Origin of the sequence: Sorangium sp. So ce128, assembly GCF_051525245.1 — a bacterium.
Classification (GTDB): Bacteria; Myxococcota_A; Polyangia; order Polyangiales; family Polyangiaceae; genus Sorangium; species Sorangium cellulosum_B.
Genome location: NZ_CP150313.1, coordinates 722,732 through 741,802, shown reverse-complemented (window position 1 = coordinate 741,802; position 19,071 = coordinate 722,732). Strand labels below are relative to the sequence as shown.

Here is a 19,071-nt window from a genome sequence, read left to right as displayed (position 1 = left end):
CTGTTCCGGACGGAAATCTGCCGTGCGGGGCGTGTTCACTCGTCCCAGTGGCGGCAGACCGGCTTCACGCCGCACCCCTGGCAGCGGACCGGATCGCGCCGCGACGGGCATTGCTGGAGCATGCCGAGGTGGCAGAGGGCGAAGTCGTACTTGACCGGGTCGGCTGGATCGAAGCCGCGGAGGGCCGCGGTGATCTCCTCTGCCGTCTTCCAGGTGGCGCCCCTGCGATCGGTGAGCCCGATATTGTAGCCGAGCTTCTCGATGTGCGTGTCGACCGGGATGAGGAGGGCCGACGGGGGCACCGGCCACAGGCCGAGGTCCACGCCGTCCGCAGGGCGGATCATCCACCGCAGCAGGAGCATGAGCCGCTTGGCGGCGCTGCCCTTCTCGGGATCGGGGAGGATGTGCGCGGCTCCGCGGTCGTCCGGACGCCGGTCGAGGCCGCCGGCGCGTCGGATCGCCCGCACCCAGGCCCCGAGCGCCTGGCGCAGGTCGCCGGTGCGCGAGAGCTCGGCCGCAAAGGCGGCGCCGAGCGAGCCCGAGGCCCGCTGCACCCGCCGCGCGCCGACGATCAGCCCGACGAGGTCGCGATCGCGGTAGATCCGGTGGCGGAAGCCGCGCAGCCGCGCCGAGACGGCCCGGGCGTCGTCGGCGGTGAGGGCGATCTCCGGCCCGAGGCGATCGAGCGCCTCGCCGATCTTGGCGTGCAGCGCCTTCACGTTGCCGAAGGCGAGCGACGCGGCGATGAGCGCCACGAGCTCCTGATCGGCCGGATCCGTGTAGCGATGGACGAAGGAGACCGGGTCTCGCGCGCGGCGCTCCTCGACGGCGCACCGCGCGCGCACCCCGTCGAGCGCCGCCTTGACCGCGGCGCCCCGCGCGGCGTCCCTCCGCCGGGGCGCCGCCTCGCCGCTCTCGCGCGCCCTCACGGCGACCCCGCGTCCGGCGCCGGATCGGTCACGACCGGCTCGGCGTTCGCGGCGCGCTCTTGCGCCTCCCGGTCGTGCTCCAGCGCGGGGAGCGACACGACGAACGCGCTGCCGCGCCCGTCGTCGGTGAGCGGGCTCTCGACCCGCACGGCGCCGCCATGGCTCTCGGCGATGTGCTTCACGAGCGCGAGCCCGATCCCGCTGCCGCGCACCTGCCGCTCGCTCGCCCGCCGCCCGCGCGCGAAGCGCTCGAAGATGTGCTTCTGCTCGTCGGGATCGATGCCCGGCCCGCGGTCGCTCACCCGGATGGTGACCTGCCTCGCCTGGCGCGTCAGCGCGGCGAGGCGCCCGCCGCCCCCGCCCTCGGCCTCCACCGCGACGGCGACGCGGCCGCCGTCCTTCGCGTACTTGAGCGCGTTGTCGAGCAGGTTCACGAGGGCGAGCTCGAGCGCGCGCGCATCGATCAGCGCCTCGGGCAGCCCCTCGGCGATCGTGAGCTCGACGGTCATCTCCTCGCGCTCGGCGCGGTAGCGGTACATGTCGACGGCGCGCGTCGCCACCTCGGCGACGCTCCCGCGCGCGAACTCGTAGGCGGCCTTGCCCCGCTCGACGCGGGCGAAATCGAGGACGTTCTCGATGAGCGCGGTGAGCCGCTCGCTCTCGCTCACGATGATCTGCAGGTACTGGCGGCGCTTCTCGTCGTTGGGGACGCGGCCGCCGAGGAGGAGCTCGCCGAACATGCGGACCAGCGAGAGCGGCGTCTTGAGCTCGTGGGACACGTTCGCGACGAAGTCGCTCTTCAGCGCCGCGAGCCGCCGCTCGTTCACGGAGGCGAGCACCACGATCGCGAGCCCGGCCAGCGCCACCAGGGCCGAGAAGCCGACCATCAGGATCTCGATCAGGCGCTGCCGCTCGACCTTCTCGCCGAGCTCCTCGGCCGTGGTGAGCGCCATCTGGAGGCGCCAGTTGTAGAGCGTGGTCGGGAAGGGGCGCCCGACGGTGAACTCGCCGCCGATGATGGGCGGGCCGAACACGATGCGGCCCTCCTCGTCGATGACGTTCATCCGGCTCTTCTCGCGATCGAGGTCGCGGAAGAGCCGGGGCATCACCTCGTGGACCAGGCGCGGCACCTCGTGCCACGCGACGATGAGGCACTTGCGCCCCACGTGCTCGCGCTGCCAGTAGCTCACGAGCAGGCTCTGCTGATCGATGACGTGGTGGAGGTGGCGCAGCTCGGTCGTGTCGCCGGCGAAGTTCATCTGCGGCAGGAGGCGGGCGAGCAGGAGCTTGCGGAAGGCGTCGTCCTCCCGCCCGGACGCGCCGCGCGAGGCGAACGCGAGCACGTCGTGCGCCTCGTTGTCCATGTCGAGGACCAGGATGGCGCGCACGGTCGGCGTCTCGCGGGCCGCCGTGGGGAGCCACCGCCGCGCGATGACCGAGAGGTTCGCCACGTCGACGTGCGCGGCGACGACGTTGTCCTGGGCGATGATCAGCTTGTCGAGCCGGTCGACGCGCTCGTCGGCGAGGGTGAGCGTCGCGTCGAAGACGGTCTGCTGCCGCGCCTTCTCGATCTGCAGCGTCGTGCGCAGGGCGATCCCGCCGAGCACGAGCACGGCGACGACGATGGCGGGGACGAGGGCGAAGTACGGGACGCGATGGCGCTTCCCAGCGGAGGGGAGGAGGTCCATCGCTCGGCTCCGCTAGCGGGCGGCCTTCTTCGCCCCCGCGGTCACGAGGCCGGGCTCGAGGACCACGCCGCGCACCCCGACGAACTCGGCGAACTGCTGGCCGATGTAGGTGAGCGCGTTGCCGTCGCTCTCGGAGAACGGCTTGCCGTCGAGCGGGTTTCCGAGCTCGAGGAGGCCGAGGTAGCGGCCCGCGAGCTCGACAGGCGCGCAGATGACGCTCCGGAGCTCGACGCCGATCGCCTTCCACCGCTCGTCCATGACGCGCTCGTCCTTGGCCGCGTCGGGCACCACGACGGCGCGCCTCGACCGCATGGCGGCCAGCGGGAGCGGCGCCCGCTCGGACAGCCTGGCGAGGAGCGCGCTCTTGCCGCCGTACTGCCGGACGACCACGAACTCGCGCCGGTTGATGTCGAACAGCGACACGAGGCCGAGGGCGCACGGGATCTTGTCGAGCGTGAGCGCGAGGATGAAGTCGGCGCCCGCGAGGGTGTCCTGGAGGAAGTGCAGGTCGCTGCACGCCTCGAACAGCTCGGCGATGAGGTCGTCGCCGGAGAGGCGCCCGTTCTTCGGGGGGAAGGAGGAGCGCCGCCGCGGCGGCGCCGGCGTGGGGGCAGCGACATCGGGCGGCTCCGGGACGAGCTGGAGACGTGGCGGCGCCCCCTGCTGGTCGGCCGGCACGGCGAGCAGCACCACGTCGGCCGGCGGCGTGAGGGCTGGCCGCGGCAGGTCCGCAGAATACGCGGCGGCTGGCGGTGGCACGTCCGCAGGCGGCGCCGCGTCCGCAGGCGGCGCGGCAGCCGGCGGCGCCACGTCCGCAGGCGGCGCGGCGTCTGCCGGCGGCGCCACGTCCGCAGGCGGCGCAACGGCCGGCGGCGCCACGTCCACAGGCGGCGCAACGGCCGGCGGCGCCACGTCCGCAGGCGGCGCAACGGCCGGCGGCGCCACGTCCGCAGGCGGCGCAACGGCCGCGGGGGGCGCGGCGTCTGCCGGCGGCGCGGCAACCGGCGGCGCCGCAGACGGCGCAACGGCCGGCGGCACGGCAACCGGCGGCGCCACGTCCGCAGGCGGCATGGCCGGCGGCGGTGCGGTGCCGCCGGTGCGCGGGCGGAACTGGATCTCGGGTTCGGCCGAGCGCCAGTCTTTCCAGGCGAGGGTCGCGAGCGGGCTGCGCTGAGGCCGGCCGTCGAAGACGTGATCGAACACGGCGATATGGATGAACTTGCCCGGTCGCGCGTCGTCGATGCGCTGCCGTGCGCGCTCGAGCCGATCGATCAGCAGCGCGCTGACGAGATCGCGCGGGGTGCCGGTCGCGACCGCATAGACGAACTCTCGGTACGTGAGCGGCGAGCGCTCGGACGGGTTCTCCTCGCGCTGTGAGATGAGCTGATACGGTGGCAGCTCCGCGGGCGCTCGCTCCGGCTCGGCGCCTCGCTCCTGCGGCGCATCCCGCCCCGGCGCCGCCTCCCCGCCTTTCGCCGGTTGCGCCTGGGCGCCCGCTGGCTCCGAGACGAGGAGCGCGGTCCCCATCGAGATGAACGGGACCGTGGGCGCGATCGGGCGCTTCCCTGCGACACGCCCCGCAGGCTCGGCCGGCTTTGGAGAAGCCGCCCCGGCCGGGGAGGCGCCCGCCGACGTGTCGGTCCCGTCCGTCAGCGCCGCGTCGTCCGGGGCGCGCTGCACGACGTACCGCACGCGCGTCGCCGGATCGATCGCTCGGTAGCCGCTCTCCAGCAGATCCACCGAGAAATTGTTGAGCGGGCCCCCATCGCCGCGGAGCGCCCGGGCCTTCTGCAGCGCGGGCTGCCACTGCGGGGCCTCGACGCACACCTTCCTGCTCGGCGGAGCGTTCTGGCCTAACGACGAGATCTCGACGAACCAACGCATCGTTTGCGGTTCCAATCCGCGCGGGCGCTGACTGGGTGGCGCGCTCTGGCGCGAAGATCGTTCTACTCGACGCGCGCGAGAGGGGTCAACGCGCAGGCCGCACGGGAGCGCGCAGAGAGCGCGCGGACCCCTTTGGAGGATGGCGCGAAATCTTCTCAACCGGGACCGGCAAGGAGAATCGGGCCTGTCCTGAAATCACGCCGCCCGCGCCGCGAGTCGCCGCGGACGAACCCGTTCGTCCACTGAACGGCCGCTGGGTATCCCCGCGGGAGCAGGAGGTCACCCGCTGTCGAGCCGCGCGCGCCATGGAGCGCGCGGTGAATGGGTGGGGCTACCTCGCGCCGCTCTTCTCCAGGCGATCGCCGTCCTGCGCGCAAGCGGGATACCCGGCGTACATCCGATCCAGGCCGGGGGACGATCCGTGATGCGCAACTCTGCATTTCGCTTCGTGCGCAGCTCGACCCCTGCAAGGGGGTCCGCCCACGCTCGCTATCGGGTCCGCAGGATGATGTGGAAGCCGAACGGCGTCTCCACGACCCCGCTCAGCGCGCCGACAGCGACCTTCTCCACCGCCTGCTCGAACTCGGGCACCATCATCCCCTTCGAGAAGGTGCCGAGGTCGCCGCCGCGCGCCGCCGCCCCCGGCTCGTCGCTGTACTGGGCCGCGAGGTCCTCGAACCTCGCCCCCTGCTGCGCTCTCTTGAGCACCTGCTCGGCGAGCGCGCGCGCCTCGTCCCGCGTGCGAACGACGCGCGCCGGGGCCCGCCGTGACCCCGCATACATGATGAGGAGGTGCTTCGCCCCCATCTGGCCGGCCGTCGCGGGGGGCTGGGCCGGCGCCGGCTGCGCTGCCCCCGGCTGGGCCGGCGCCGGCTGCGCTGCTCCCGGCTGGGCCGCGGGCTTGCCCGCGCCGTGAAGCGACTCCTTCGTGGGGGGATCGTGCGGCCCGAGCGCCCTGTCGACGAGCCGCTTGAAGTGCGCTGTCGGCTGCGCACCGCCGAGAAAGTAGTCGTTGATGGCGAAGGACGGCGTGCCGGTGATGTGCAGGCGCTCGGCGAGCTTCCGGTCCGCCTCGACCGCCGCGCGGTGCGCTCCCGAGTCGAGCGCGGCGCCGAACTTCGCCACGTCGAGGCCGATCGCGGCCGCGTGGCGCTCGAGCGCCTCCCGGCCGAGCCCGTTCTCGGACTGGTCCTCCCACAGCCGCTGCGCCATCGCCCAGAAGCCGGCCTCGCCCTTCTGCCGGAACGCCTCGATCGACGCCTCGGCGGCGAGGGGCGCCCGCGTGTGGAAGGGGAGCGGCAGGTGCCTGAAGACGACGCGGACCTTGCCCGGATAGGCGGAGATGACCTCGTCGATCGTGGGCTGGACGCGCTTGCAGAACGGGCACTGGAAGTCGGCGAACATCTGGATCGTCACCTTCGCGCCGGGCTTCGCTCCCTTGCCGGGGTTGTCCTTGGTCGGCGCCGGGGCGAGGATCCGCTCGGGCGCGTTGCCAGCCCTCGCTTCCTTCTGCAGCGCGTCGTAGACCTTCGCGGGCGGCGTGCCCGCGGCCACGAGCTTCGCGGCCTGCGCGATCTGCTCGTCGATGAGGGCCTCGAACTTCTCCGCCGGCTGGGCGCCGGCGAGACGCCTGCCGTTGATGAAGAAATGGGGTGTCCCCCTCGCCTGGAGGTCGTCGGCGAGGCGCTGATCGCGCTCGATGCGCGCCGCGTGGCGCCGCGCGGCGATGGCCCTCTGCGCGCGGGCCACGTCGAGGCCCAGGGACTTCGCGTGCGCCGCGAGGTCCGCGTCCTCGAGGCCCCCGGTCTTCAAGAGCTCGTACGCCTTCCAGAACGCCGCGTCGCCCTTCTGCGCCTTGGCCTCCAGCGCGAGCTCCGCGGCGGGCTCGGCCCGCTCGTGGAAGGGGAGCGGGTTGTGCTTGAAGACGACGCGCAGCTGAGCGCCGTACTTCGTTTCGAGGCCGTCGACGGTCGGGGCGGCCCTGCGGCAGAATGGGCACTCGAAGTCCGAGAACATGACCAGCGTGACCAGAGCGCCCGGGTTGCCCCGGATCGGCGATCCGTCGACAGGCACCTTCCACACGGTCGTGTCCTCGGGGGCCGGGGCCGTGGGCGGCGTCGGGGCCGGAGCGCGCGCCTTGTTCTGCTCGGACAGGGCCGCGTAGATGCGCTCCTGCGGGACGCCGGATCGCCGGAGATCCTCGGCCGCCCGGAGCTGCTCGTTGACGAGGGTCCGGAAGTCCTCGATGGGCCGCGCCCCGCTGACGAACACCCCGTTCACGAAGGTGGCTGGGGTGCCCCTGACGCCCGCGGCCTGGCCGGCCTCGACGTCCCGCTCGATCTTCGGCGCGTGCTGCTGCTGCTCGAAGGACGCGCGGAACGCCGCCCGATCGACGCCCGCCTCGGCAGCCCACGACTCGAACGACTCCGGCGCGAGCGAGCGCTGGTTGGCGAACGCGAGCCGATGGAACTTCCAGAACGCCTCGGGCCCGCCGAGCCGGAACACCGTCTGGGCCGCCAGGTGCGCCGGGCGCGCATTTTTGTGGAACGCGAGCGGGAAGTGCCTCCAGACGATGCGCAGCCGCTCGGGGCCGTAGGCCTGCTTCAGCTGCTCCAGCGTCGCCATGTGCCGGGAGGTGAAGGGGCACTCATAGTCGCCCCACACCACGAGGGTGACCGGCGCGAGCGGCTCGCCCCACCACGGATCCGCGCGGGTGACGGGCACGGCGGTGCCCGGCTCCGGCTCCGGCTCCGGCTCGGCCGCTACAGCAACGGTCGGCGCGGGAGCGGGGAGGACCACCGTCTTCGGCCGCTCGACCGCAGACGGGGGCACCGCGCCCGACGCGCAGGCAGCGAGAAAGCACCAGAGGAACTGCAGCAAGAACAGACGAGAAAACGGCGGTAGCGCAGGCATGAGCCCCCTCGAGTGTCGCGGTCCGTGGACGGGATCCTACACGGACGGCCACAGCTCAGGTCGCCCGGGCCGCGGCGAGCCATCGCTGCAGACGGGCGCACGACGGGAACCCCGGCGAGCACAGACGGCGAGCGCCTGCCAAGAAACACCCGCAGATCCGTCCGCCAGCCATCCGACCAGCGAGGCAACGGAGAAAAAAAAGAGCGCCCGCTCGACGGCGGGGGGGGGAGACCGTCACGGGCGCTCTGCCCTGCTCATTGAGCAGGATGCGGGCCAGGAGCTTCCCTTCCGAGTTCGGGGACTTTCGCTAGTAAAATGACTTTCCCATTTCAATCCTGAAGCGGCCGCTTGCAAACGTGCTGGGCAGAGCTGGCGGCCTCAGCCTTCGCGGGCGGGCTCCTCGGGTCAGGCTGCGTGAAAGTCGTGTAAAAGAGCCGCGTGTCACCGTCCAGCGCCGACCCTGGTTCCCCCTCGCCGCCCGGAAGCGCAGCGCCCCGACCGAGCAGCGCCTCCCACGACGGAACGGACGGAACCGAGACCGCGGCCTCCCGGGGCGCCGGCCCGGCGGTGCCACCCGGCTGGCTCGATCGCCTGGTCGCGGCCTGGCCGCGCGTCGATCCGGTCCTGTTCGCCGCCTACGCCGGCGCATGTGTCCTCTACGCCGCCGTCGCGTTCTACAGCGCGATGCACCAGCAGACGGGCGGCATGTGGTCGGCGCCGCTCGACGACGTCTTCATCCACTTCGATTACGCCCGCGCCACCGCGCGCGGGTACCCGTTCGAGTGGTCCGAGGGCAACGGCTTCTCGAGCGGGAACACGAGCCTGAGCTACCCGTTCGTCCTCGCCCTCGGCTATCTCGTCGGCTTCCGCGGCGTCCTGCTGATGCAGTGGGCGGCGATCGTCGCGTGCACCTCGACGCTCGGCTTCCTGCTCGTCGGCGCGCGGCTCCTCGAGCCCGTCGGGCGCTGGGCGAAGTACCTCCTGCCGCCGGTGGCGCTCTCCATCGGCGCGCTCGACTGGTCGCTGTTCAGCGGGATGGAGAACGCCTTCCACCTCGGCGTCTGGGCGCTCGCCACCCTCGCCGCGCTCTCGGTCGCCCGCGCGGCCGACGCGCCGCGCGAGCCGACGACGCGGACGACGCGGACGGCCGATGGCACGCGCGCCGCGGCGCCGCCGAAGCGCCTCGCCCACCTCGGCTGGGCCGCCGGCCTCGCCGGCGCGCTCCTTTACGCCACCCGGCCGGAGTCGGTCGTCTGCGTGGCGGCGCTGAGCGTGTACGCGGCCATCGCCGTGAAGCGGGCCCACGGCGCGCGCGCGGCGATCGCGACCCTGCTCCGGACGTCGGTGCCCGGCGCGCTCGCGTGCCTCGCCCAGGCGGTCGCCAACCGCGTGTTCACCGGCGAATGGGCGGCGAGCGGCGCCATCGCCAAGCTGGCGCTGAACAACCCGTACATGACGTCCTCCGAGAAGTGGGACACCTACGAGTTCCTCGCGACGTATGTCGTCGCCCGCAACACCAACCACCACTTCTCGGACGCCCTCCCCTGGGGCTGGCTCGTGCCCGCCCTCGCGCTCATCCCCCTCGCCTCGCGCAGGACCCGCGGGGCCGCGGTGCTGCTCTGGATCCAGGTCGCCGGGTGGCTCGCGCTCGTGGCCCTGAACGGTCAGGTCCGCTGGCAGAACGAGCGCTACACCATGCCCGCGGTCGCCTGGCTGCTGGTGCTCGCGGCGATGGGGCTCGCGCTGCTCGTCGCGCGCGCCGCATGGGCCAACGGCGGCGAGCGCCGCCAGGAGCGGCCAGAGAGCGCCCCGGCCGGGATCAGAGCGCGGCTCGGGGCCCTCGGCGGCATCGCGGCCGCGGCCCGCGGCGGCGCCCTTTCGCGCGGCCTCTGGTGCGCGCGCGTCGCGCTCGCCCTCGCCGTGGCCGCGCTCTTCTGGGCCCACCAGCTGCCCAGGATGCGCGACCAGATCTGGTTCTTCGGCCGCGCCAGCCGCAACATCCGCGATCAGCACCTCGTCGCCGGCAAGCTCCTCGCCCAGCTCGACGTGCGCCGCGTCCTCGTCGGCGACGCGGGCGCGCTCCTCTACGCGTCGGACCGGCCCGGCCTCGACATCATCGGGCTCGGCGGCTACCACGATCTCCCGTTCGCCCGCGCGGGCGTCCACGGCCTGGGCGCCTCGCTGGAGCTCATCGAGCGCATCCCCGCCGCCGACCGCCCCGACACGCTGGCCATCTACCCGGGCTGGTGGGGCGACCTCCCGGCCATCTTCGGCAGGCGGATCGCCGCGATCCCCGTCGTCGGCAACGTGATCTGCGGCGGCGCGGAGAAGGTCATCTACCAGGCCGACTGGAGCCCGCTCGCGCACGGCGAGGCGCCCGCGTCGATGCGCGAGGACGAGCGGGTCGTCGACGAGCTCGACGTCGCCGATCTCGTGAGCGAGCGGGAGCACGGCTACGCCTTCCCGCGGCCTCAGGCCGGCTTCGTCGGCTTCAGCGTCCTCCCGGATCCGCGCGGATCAGGGCACGATCGCTTCGACGCGGGGCGCGTCATCCCGGGCGGCAGGAGCGAGGCGGCCCGCCTTCACGCCCCCCGCGAGGGCCAGGGCAGGCTCGTGGTCCGCACCGCCGCGCCCCGCGCCGCCACGATCCGCGCGACGGCGGACGGCCGGGAGATCGGCCACCTCGCGCTCAAGAGGGGCGACGGCTGGACCGAGGCCTCGCTCGACCTCCCCGAGGGCTTGCCCGAGACGTTCACGCTCACGCTCACGCCGGTCGACGGGGAGTGGGTCGATCACCACGTCTGGATCCTCGATCGCCCCGCGCGCGGCGTCGGCGCGCGCCCGCTCGCCGGACAGTGACGTGCGCGCCGGCCTGCCCCGCGACCCCGCGCAATGGATCGCGCTCGCGCTCGCCGTCGCCGCGCTGCTCGCCGGCGCCTGGCTCCTCCGCCGCTCGCCCGCCACCGCGCGGGCCGGCCCCGCGCCTCCACGCCCCGGCGCCGCGCGCTCGGGCCGCGACCCCGCGCCCCGCTCCGGCGCGGCCCTGGGCGCCGCGATCGCCGCGGCCCTCTCGGTCGTCGCGGCGCTGCTCTCGGCCGCGTACGTCGCGGTCTACCTGCGGGGCGGCCCCCGCATCATCGACGCGACCAGCTACTGGCTCGAGGCGCGCGCGATGGCGGCCGGCTACCTCGCGTGGCCCCTCGATGAGCCCGCGGCCTCCGTGCTCGGCCGCTTCCTCGTCCGCAGCGACGCGATGGGCGACACGATGGCCGGGCGCGGCGCGGCCGAGGTAGCGGTCCTCTTCCCCCCGGGCTACCCCGCCCTGCTCGCGCTGGGCTTCCTCGCGGGCGCGCCGCTCGCGGTCGGCCCAGCGCTCGCCGCGGCGCTCGCGATCGCCACCTACGACCTGGCCGCGCGGTTCGCGCCGGAGGGCCCGGCCCCGTCCGGGAGCGCCGCGCCGATCCGCTTCGTTCCGCTCGTCGCCGCGCTCTTCTCGGCGCTCTGCGCCGCGCTCCGCTACCACACGGCCGACACGATGTCGCACGGGCTCGCGGCCCTCTGCTTCACCGTCGCGCTCGCGTCGGCGCGGCGCGCGCTCGACGAGGAACGCGCCGCCGCGTCGACGGGCGCCGCGACGGGGCCCCTCGGTCCGGCGGTCCGCGCCGCCGCGCTCGGCGGGCTCGCCGCCGGCTGGCTCGCGGCGACGCGCCCGCCGAGCGCGCTCGCCCTCGCTGCGACGCTGCCCTTCGTGATCCTGCCGGCGATCGCGCCGGGGAGCGCTGTGGCCGGCCCGCGCGAGGGCGATCCGCCGCCGCGCCCCTCGCCGCGGCTCGCGCGGCTCGCCGCGGCGATGGCGATCGGCGCCCTCCCCGGCCTCGCGCTGCTCGCGGCCCACCAGCGCGCCGCGACGGGCGCCTTCGCCTCGTCGCAGGCCGCGTACTACGCGGTCTCGGACGGCCCGCCCGGCTGCTTCCGCTACGGCTTCGGCGCCGGCGTCGGCTGCCTCGGCGAGCACGGCGACTTCGTCCGTCACAACCTCGCGGAAGGATACGGCTTTCTGGCGGCTGCCGGCACGACGCTGCGCCGCCTGAAGCTCCACCTCGTGGACGCGCTCAACGCCGAGCCGCTCGCGTTGCTCGTGCTCGCCGGCGCCGTGATCGCCTGGCGGCGGCCGCGCTCGCGCGCCCTCGCGATCGCCCCGCTCCTCCAGGTCGCCGCTTACGCCCCCTTCTATTTCGACGGCAACTACCCGGGAGGCGGCGCGCGCTTCTTCGCCGACGTGCTGCCGGTGGAGCACGTCCTCGCCGCCATGGCCGCCCTCGCGCTCGCCGAGCGCGCGGCGACGGCGGCGCACGCGGAGCGCGGCCCCGCGCGCCGGCGTGGCGCGCTCCTCCCGGCGGCGCTCCTCGCGGCGGCGCTCCCGCTCGCCGGCTTCGCCTTCCGCGCGGGCTTCGACCACGCCGCGCTCCGCGATCGCGAGGGCGGCCTGCCCATGTTCGACCCCGCCGCCGTCGCGCGCGCGGGCGTCTCGCGCGGCCTCGTGTTCGTCGACACCGATCACGGCTTCAACCTCGGCTTCGATCCCGCCCCGGAGGACGTCGCGGTGCTGCGCTACCGGGGCGACGCGATCGACCGCATGGCGTGGGAGGCCCGCGGTCGCCCCCCCGCGTACCGCTACCGCTTCGCTATCCCGGACGGAGGCGGCCTCGCCTCGGTCTCGATCACGCCGCTCGTCTTCGACGCCGAGCCGCCCGGCGAGGCCCGCATCGAGGGCGAGTCGCTGTGGCCGCCCCGCGACCAGCGCGGCGCCTTCGCGCTTCCCGAGCACGCCGGCGGCACGTGCGCGTCAGGCGGGCGCCTGCTCGCGGTGCACGCGGCGGGGCGCGGCGAGGCCGTCGTCCGGGTCGGCCTGCCCGCCCCTTGGCTCCGCGGCGCCCGGATCAGCCCGCGCGTGGCGCTCTCGGGCGACGGCGCCGGCGAGGTGCGCCTCCTCGTCGACGGCGCCCTGCTCCACGTCTGGCGGGTCGAGCCCGCCGCGCCGAGCCCCCGGGGCGCGCCGCTCGCCTGCGCCGAGCTCCCGCCGTATCCGATCCCCGAGGGTGCCGTCGGAATCGAGCTCTCCCTCGCCCGCGAGGACGCGGCGGCAACGTGGGAGACCGGGGAGACCGGGCAGGCCGGGCAGGGACAAACCGGAGCCCTCTTCGCGCTCGACGCGCTCTCTGTTGTGGGCGGGAATTCGGTTGACCGCTAGTCCCGTAACATGCGAGCTTTTCATAGGATTCTGTTGTCGTGCGGCTCCTGGAGCGGCGCATCCCCTGGAGCTCTGCGGTGGAAAGCGGCAAGTCGAGCGCCGGCGGCGGTCCGCTCGGGTGGGGGGAGGTGGACCATGACGAAAAGCGAGCTCATCGACGCGATCGCGGGACGGGGGGAGCTCACCAAGGCTCGAGCGGAGCTCGTGGTGAACTGCGTCTTCGACGCGATGACGCAGGCGCTCCAGCGCAACGAAGGCATCGAGATCCGCGGGTTCGGCAGCTTCACGGTCAGGCCGTACAAGCCCTACAGCGGCAGGAACCCGCGCACGGGCCAGCCGGTGCCCGTGCCCGCCAAGCGCCTTCCGTTCTTCAAGGTCGGCAAGGAGCTCAAGGAGCTCGTCAACGCGAGCCGCGCATACGCGATCTCGGGTGACGACGACGACGAGGACGAGGACGACGAGGAGACCGACGACGAATGAGGCGGCGCGCGGCGCGTCCGTGACGTGACGCGCCCCACGGCGTGGCGGCGTGACGACGTCGCTCGCGGCGCCCTGGTCACTCCCTGCGCCCTCTCCGCGCGCGCCGAGGCGCGTCGCCCCTCTGGCGGGCGGTTCCGCTGCGCGGTAGAAGCGGGCCCCCATGGTCCCCGCCGAACGTCAGCTCCAGATCCTCTGCAAGGGTGTCGTCGACCTCCACGTCCGGGCCGAGCTCGAGGAGCGGATCCGCGAGGGCAAGCCGCTGCGCGTGAAGGCCGGCTTCGACCCGACCCGACCCGATCTCCACCTCGGCCACACGGTGGTGATGCAGAAGATGCGGGAGTTCCAGGAGCTCGGGCACCACGTGGTCTTCGTGGTCGGCGACTTCACGGCGATGGTCGGCGATCCGACCGGCAAGAACGAGCTGCGCCCGCGGCTCTCGCGCGAGGAGGTCGTCGCCGCGGCGGAGACCTACCAGGCGCAGGCGTTCAAGGTCCTCGACAAGAACAGGACCGAGGTCCGCTACAACTCCGAGTGGCTGAACAAGCTCGATCCGACGCAGATGATCGAGCTCTGCGCGAAGTACACCGTCGCCCGCATGCTGGAGCGCGACGACTTCAAGAAGCGCTACGAGGAGGCGCGGCCCATCTACGTGCACGAGTTCATGTACCCGCTCCTCCAGGCCTACGACTCGGTCGAGCTCGAGGCCGACATCGAGCTCGGCGGCACCGATCAGCTCTTCAACCTGCTCGTGGCGCGCGACCTGATGCCCCGCTACGGCAAGCGCGCCCAGATGGTGATGACGATGCCGCTCCTCGAGGGCACGAACGCGCGCGTCGAGGACGGGAAGGTCGTCGGCGCCAAGATGTCGAAGAGCGCGGACAACTACGTCGGCATCACCGAGCCGCCGTTCGAGATGCTCCAGAAGCTGATGCTCGTCGATGACGGCGTGATCTGGCGGTACATGGAGCTCCTGTCGTCGCGCCCGCCCGAGGAGATCGCCGCCCTGCGGGGGGCGGTCCTCCGCGGCGAGCAGGGCGTCATCGCGGTGAAGGAGCTCTTCGCGCAGGAGATCGTCGCCCGCTTCCACTCGGCGGAGGACGCGCGCGCGGCCCTCGAGCGGCGCCGCAGCGTCGCGGCCGGCGGCCTGCCGGAGAACATCGAGGAGCTCCAGGTGGCGAGCGACCGCGACACGATCCCGATCGGCAACGCGCTGGCGCTGGCGGGGCTCGCCGAGTCGACCTCCGCGGCGCGGCGCCTCGTGAAGGGCGGCGCGGTGCACCTCGAGGGCGAGGTGGTCAAGGACGAGCAGCTCAAGCTCGAGCGTGGGAAGCGCTACCTGGTCCGCGTCGGCTCGAAGAACCGCCGCTTCGCCTACCTCGTCGTTGGCTGACGCGCGCGGGCGAGCGCCTCGCCGGCGCGCCGTGCTCGGCGGCGTCCTGGGCTGCGCCCTCGGCCTCGCGCTGCCCTCGTGCGGCGGCGCGCCGCGGCCGCCCGCCCGGCCTAGCCCGCCGCTGCCGCCGCTCGCCACGGCGGACCTGACGCGCCTCCTGCCGCAGGCGGGGCTCAGGTGGCTGATCCTCGTCCGGCCCCGCGAGGTCGCGGCGGTGCCGTGGCTCATCCCGTCGATCGCGCTCGTGGCGCCCGAGGAGAACCTGGCCCGGCACGCCCGCGCGACCGGCGTCGATCTGCGGCAGGTGCGCGAGGCGGCGATCGCGTCGTACGCGGGCGCGGGGCCGGCGGGCGACGCCACGCTCTACGTGGCGCGCCACAGCGGCGATCCGCGCGCCATCGAGCGCCTCTTCCGGCGGCGGCTCACGGGCAAGGAGCGGCGCGCGCTCGATCGCCCGGACGTCGTGCGCGTGACGGGCGACATCGGCACGAAGCCGCACGCGCTGGTGCTGCTCGGCGAGGACGTGGCCTGCGTGCAGGATGGCGGCAGCCCGCTGCGCGGGCCGGCGCGCGTCGCGTCGCTGTACGCGCTCGGCCGCCTCAAGCGCTCGCCCGCGGCGCTCTCGGGCGGCCCGCTGCGCGCGCTCGAGGCCCGCCTCGGCCCGGCGCCCGTGCGCGCGTTCGCGCCGGGGCCGTTCGACGGGGAGCTCGCCCGCGGCGCGCGGGGGCTGCTCGCGGCGGCGACCGCCGTGGGCGCGGCCGCGAGGCCGAGCGCCCGCGAGGGGATCGCGCTCGCGATCGCGGTGGCGGGCGACTTCTCGACGAGCGGGGAGGCCGCCTCGGAGGAGCTGCTCGCGGCCTGGAACGAGCTGGCGGGCGGCTCGTTCGGCCACCTGCTCGGGCTGGACGCGCCGGTCGAGCCGCCGCTCGCCACCCACGCGCCGGACGCGGTGGCCGTCGCGGTCGAGCTGAACCCGCGGGCGCTCGCCCGGGGGCTCGCGGCGGCGACCGGCGAGCGGCTCGCCGAGATGCTGCGGTAGGCGCGGCGGCGCCTCACCGGTAAATTGGGTGCCGTCAGCGCCATGCCCACCACGACCAGCGGCTTCTTCCTGCAATGCGCCTCCCGCGGCACGCTCGAGCTCGTCTTGCCCGCCGCCGACACGCCGTTCGGCGTCGAGCACCACCGCCGCGAGGAGGCCTCCGGGCCGTGGCGTCACGTGGCGACGTTCGCCAGCGGCCTCGGCCCGGTCGAGGCGGTGTCGCTCATCCAGAGCAACTTCGGCGATCCAGGCCACCTCGAGGCGGTGGCGCGCATCGGGGATCGGCTGGCCGCGTTCTGGTGCGCGCCCTCGAGCGAGCCGTCGTGGAGCGAGCCGCGCTTCTTCGCGGAGGGCGCGGCCGGCGACCCCGCCCTGATCCAGGGCTGCTTCGGGGGCAAAGGCAACTTCGAGCTCGTGGTGCCTCACGCGCGCGGCGGGATCGCGCACTACCACCGCGACAACGACACCGCGGAGCTCGGCTGGCGCGGCCCGGTGATCTTCGGCGAGGGGCTCGGTCGATTCGAGGCGGTCGCGATGATCCAGCGCATGGCCGGCGCGCCGCACGGACCCAACGCGCCCGGCGACCTCGAGGTCGTCGCGCGCGTCGGCGATCGCCTGGTGATGTTCCGGCGCTCTCCCGGGTCCGGGGCAGCGTGGCACGGCCCGGAGGAGGTGGTCTCCGGGGTCCGCGGGACACCGGCGCTCTTCCGGAGCACGATCGGCGGACCTGGGACGCTCGAGCTGTTCTCGCCGCTCGCGCGCGTGGGGCTCGCGCGGTGGAGCCGTGACGACGGCGCCCGCTTCCGCGGTCCGACGGTGTTCGCCACCGATCTGGGCCGGTGCGAGGCGGTATCGGTGATCGAGAGCTGGCCGCTCGGGCGAATCGAGCTCGCCGTGCGCGCCGATGGGCGGATCGTCCACGCGACGCGCGACGGCGCGGTCTGGTCGCAGCGCGCGATCGGCAACACGTCGCCTTCCCCGGCAGATGTCCCCTCTCCGGCGACGCTCCCTCCGCCTGCCACCACGACGAATCGCCCGCCTGCCGCTACGCCCTCTCGCCCGCCTGCGGCGACGACCTCTCGCCCGCCCCCCTCGATGAGCTCGCCTCCGCCTGCGCCGCTCCCCACCGGCGCTTCGCCGCGGCTGCGCGCCGGGCCGCACCGGGCGGGGTTCCGGCGCATCGGCGCGCTCTCGCTGTCGGCGGACGCCTGCTACCCCGACACGTGGCCGTTCCAGGGCGCGCTCTACCGATGCCCCGCGCGGAGCGCCGCGCTGCTCTACTACCCCGCGTCCGCGGACGGCGAGGAGGCGCCGCTCTCGCCGGGAGGCCCGTTCCCGGTCATCGCGATCGCCCACGAGCGGCGCCTCGCCACGAGCGCGGCCACCGCCGGGTCGCCCGCGGGTCTTGCCCAGGACTACCGCCAGCTCGCCGGCGTGATGGCGCACCTCGCGCGCTGGGGCTTCGTCGTCGTCGCGCCCGATCTCTCGTGGCTCACGCCCGACGACGCGCCGCTGCGCCGCGCCGCGGTGCTCCGGGACGCGCTCACGCACCTCCGCGCCGGCTCCCGGGGCCCGCTCCTGGCCGACTTCGCTCGGGTGGGCCTGCTCGGCCACGGGCTCGGCGCGCAGGCCGCGCTCGCGCTCGCGCTCGACGCCGCTTGCCCGTTCGATGTCCGCGCCCTCGCGCTCCTCGCGCCGGCGGGCGCCCCCGAGCGCGCGCTGTCCATCGACGCGCTCGCGCCTCGGCCGGCGCTCGTCGTCCGCGGCACGGCGGACCCCATCGCCGCCGCGGTCCCGGCGGCGCTCTACGACCGCGCGCGCGCTCCGAAGCACCTCGTGACCCTGCCCGGCGCGAACCACTTCGGCTACACGACGTCGCTCGGCCTCGCCGAGCCGCTCGACGGCCACGCCGGGCTCCCGCGGCGCGAGCAGCAGGCGATCGCGATGGGCTACCTCGCCGCGTTCTTCAATGGCTACCTCCGGGACGCGCGCGGCGACCTCGACGCGCTCTCGGGCAAGGCGTCGCTCGAGGGGCTCGAAGCACGTGAGATCCCGGTCAGCGCCGAGGTGCCTGACGGAGCGGCTGGCTCCTAGGCGCAGCCGGCGGGGCCGCGGCCGGACGCGCGATCGGCGCGATGCTAGTTTCCGTGGCGTGTACCAGCTCGGCGGCCTCGTCGTCACGCTCGTCAACGGCCTCCTCGGCCTGATCCTCTGGCGGCGGCTGCGCGCGGCGTTCCGTCGACATGGAGCGCTGATCAGCGGCCTCTGCGCTGCGGGCCTGCTGCTGGCCGCGCTCCCGGCGCTGCTCATGGCCGCGGCGAGCTTCTCGGGGCTGCGCGCGCTCCAGCGCCACGCGCCAGAGCCGCTGGCGCTGATCGCCATGGGCGCGCAGGTGGGCCTGCTCCTCTACGGGTTGCTCCTCGGGCTCGCCACGCTCGCGTGCGCGGCCGTCCGGGCGCTCCGCCGGCTCCGGCCGCCCCGGAACGCCCGGGCTGCGGCCGATGCCCAGCCTGCGACGAGCGCGCAGGCCAGCGCCGGCGCTCAGGCCGATCCAGCCGCTCAGGACATCCGCGTGCCTGCCGATGTCGAGGCCCGGCCGGAGGCCGTCGATGAGCGCCGCCGCCGCTTCGTCGTCGGCGCGACATGGGCGCTTCCCGCGGCGGCGGTCGCGGTGTCGATGGGCGGCGTGCTCGCGTCGCGACAGCGTCCGGCCGTCGTGAGGCTCGCGCTGCCGGTGCGCCGCGAGCTGACGAGCCTGCACGGCGTCACCATCGCGCAGCTCAGCGACGTGCACGTCGGCAGCTTCATGGATGCGGAGCGGCTCGACGAGCTCCGCGACGCCATGAACGCGATCCGCGCGGACATCCACGTCGTCACCGGCGATCTGCTCGATCACCACGTCTCGCAGCTCGAGCTGTCCGCGCGGCTGCTCCGGGGCCTGCGCCCCGCCCGGGGGCAGCTCTTCTTCTGCATGGGCAACCACGAGTACATCGCCGCCCGGTCGGCCAGCGTGGGGACGATCGTGAAGGGCCTCGAGGAAGCGGGCGCCCAGGTGCTCGTCGACGAGGCGCGGGAGGTCCGCCTCGGCGGCGATCGCCTGTGGATGGGCGCCATCGACTACCCGAGCCGCGCGCGCCCGGGAGAGCCCGCCCGACGCCCGACGCGCGACGGACTCGATCGAGCGCTCGGCCAGATGCGGGACGACGGCGCGCCGCGCGTCCTCCTCAGCCACCACCCGGGCACGTTCCGAGCCGCGCGCGAGCTGCCGTTCGATCTGATGCTGTCCGGTCACACGCACGGCGGGCAGATCTCGCTCGGCCGGATCGGCGATTACGCGCTCACGCCGATGTTGCCCGCCGGGCTCTACCACAACGGGCACTACGAGCACCGGGGCCGTCGCCTCCACGTCAACGCCGGCGCCGGGGGCTGGCTGCCGGTCCGCATCAACTGTCCACCGGAGATCACGCTCGTCGAGCTCGTGCCCGCCTGACGGCGCA

11 protein-coding genes are annotated in these 19,071 nt (G+C 74.4%); 7 read left to right on the top strand and 4 right to left on the bottom strand.

Translation table 11 applies throughout. From position 1 onward, the window contains the following. Nucleotides 1–35 precede the first annotated feature (35 nt). From WME82_RS02960 to WME82_RS02945, 4 genes are all read right to left on the bottom strand, one after another. Nucleotides 36–929 (bottom strand): TIGR02757 family protein, encoded by an 894-nt coding sequence (locus WME82_RS02960; RefSeq protein WP_438041584.1) that lies wholly within the window; start codon nucleotides 927–929, stop codon nucleotides 36–38. After that, on the bottom strand, nucleotides 926–2,617 hold the full coding sequence (locus WME82_RS02955; RefSeq protein WP_437744016.1) for a sensor histidine kinase: 1,692 nt from the start codon (nucleotides 2,615–2,617) through the stop codon (nucleotides 926–928). Before WME82_RS02955 ends, WME82_RS02960 begins: the two co-directional genes overlap by 4 nt. A 12-nt stretch (nucleotides 2,618–2,629) precedes the next feature. Then, nucleotides 2,630–4,501, bottom strand: a complete 1,872-nt coding sequence (locus tag WME82_RS02950) for a GAF domain-containing protein (RefSeq protein ID WP_438041583.1) — start codon at nucleotides 4,499–4,501, stop codon at nucleotides 2,630–2,632. A 489-nt stretch (nucleotides 4,502–4,990) separates the two neighbouring features. After that, the gene (locus tag WME82_RS02945) at nucleotides 4,991–7,414 is read right to left on the bottom strand and encodes a thioredoxin domain-containing protein (protein WP_438041582.1); all 2,424 of its coding nucleotides are present in this window, start codon (nucleotides 7,412–7,414) and stop codon (nucleotides 4,991–4,993) included. A 438-nt stretch (nucleotides 7,415–7,852) separates the two neighbouring features. Between WME82_RS02945 and WME82_RS02940 the strand changes: the two genes are divergently transcribed. The 7 genes from WME82_RS02940 (at nucleotide 7,853) to WME82_RS02910 (ending at nucleotide 19,064) form a co-directional block, all read left to right on the top strand. Continuing rightward, on the top strand, nucleotides 7,853–10,273 hold the full coding sequence (locus WME82_RS02940; RefSeq protein WP_438041581.1) for a hypothetical protein: 2,421 nt from the start codon (nucleotides 7,853–7,855) through the stop codon (nucleotides 10,271–10,273). A gap of 1 nt (nucleotide 10,274) precedes the next feature. Further along, entirely contained in the window at nucleotides 10,275–12,665 is a 2,391-nt protein-coding gene (locus tag WME82_RS02935; RefSeq protein ID WP_438041580.1) for a hypothetical protein, read from the top strand. Nucleotides 12,666–12,800: 135 nt separating this feature from the next. Further along, the gene (locus tag WME82_RS02930; protein WP_437297590.1) at nucleotides 12,801–13,145 is read left to right on the top strand and encodes an HU family DNA-binding protein; all 345 of its coding nucleotides are present in this window, start codon (nucleotides 12,801–12,803) and stop codon (nucleotides 13,143–13,145) included. A 160-nt stretch (nucleotides 13,146–13,305) separates the two neighbouring features. Continuing rightward, nucleotides 13,306–14,535 (top strand): tyrosine--tRNA ligase, encoded by a 1,230-nt coding sequence (tyrS, locus tag WME82_RS02925; protein WP_438041579.1) that lies wholly within the window; start codon nucleotides 13,306–13,308, stop codon nucleotides 14,533–14,535. After that, nucleotides 14,528–15,574, top strand: coding sequence for a hypothetical protein (locus tag WME82_RS02920; protein ID WP_437914642.1), 1,047 nt, complete (start codon nucleotides 14,528–14,530; stop codon nucleotides 15,572–15,574). The genes tyrS and WME82_RS02920 overlap by 8 nt, the downstream gene beginning before the upstream one ends. A 42-nt stretch (nucleotides 15,575–15,616) precedes the next feature. Continuing rightward, nucleotides 15,617–17,668: an alpha/beta hydrolase gene (locus tag WME82_RS02915; RefSeq protein ID WP_438041578.1), complete on the top strand. Its 2,052-nt coding sequence runs from the start codon at nucleotides 15,617–15,619 to the stop codon at nucleotides 17,666–17,668. A gap of 58 nt (nucleotides 17,669–17,726) precedes the next feature. Then, complete coding sequence (locus WME82_RS02910; RefSeq protein WP_438041577.1) at nucleotides 17,727–19,064, top strand: metallophosphoesterase; 1,338 nt, start codon at nucleotides 17,727–17,729, stop codon at nucleotides 19,062–19,064. Nucleotides 19,065–19,071 lie beyond the last annotated feature (7 nt).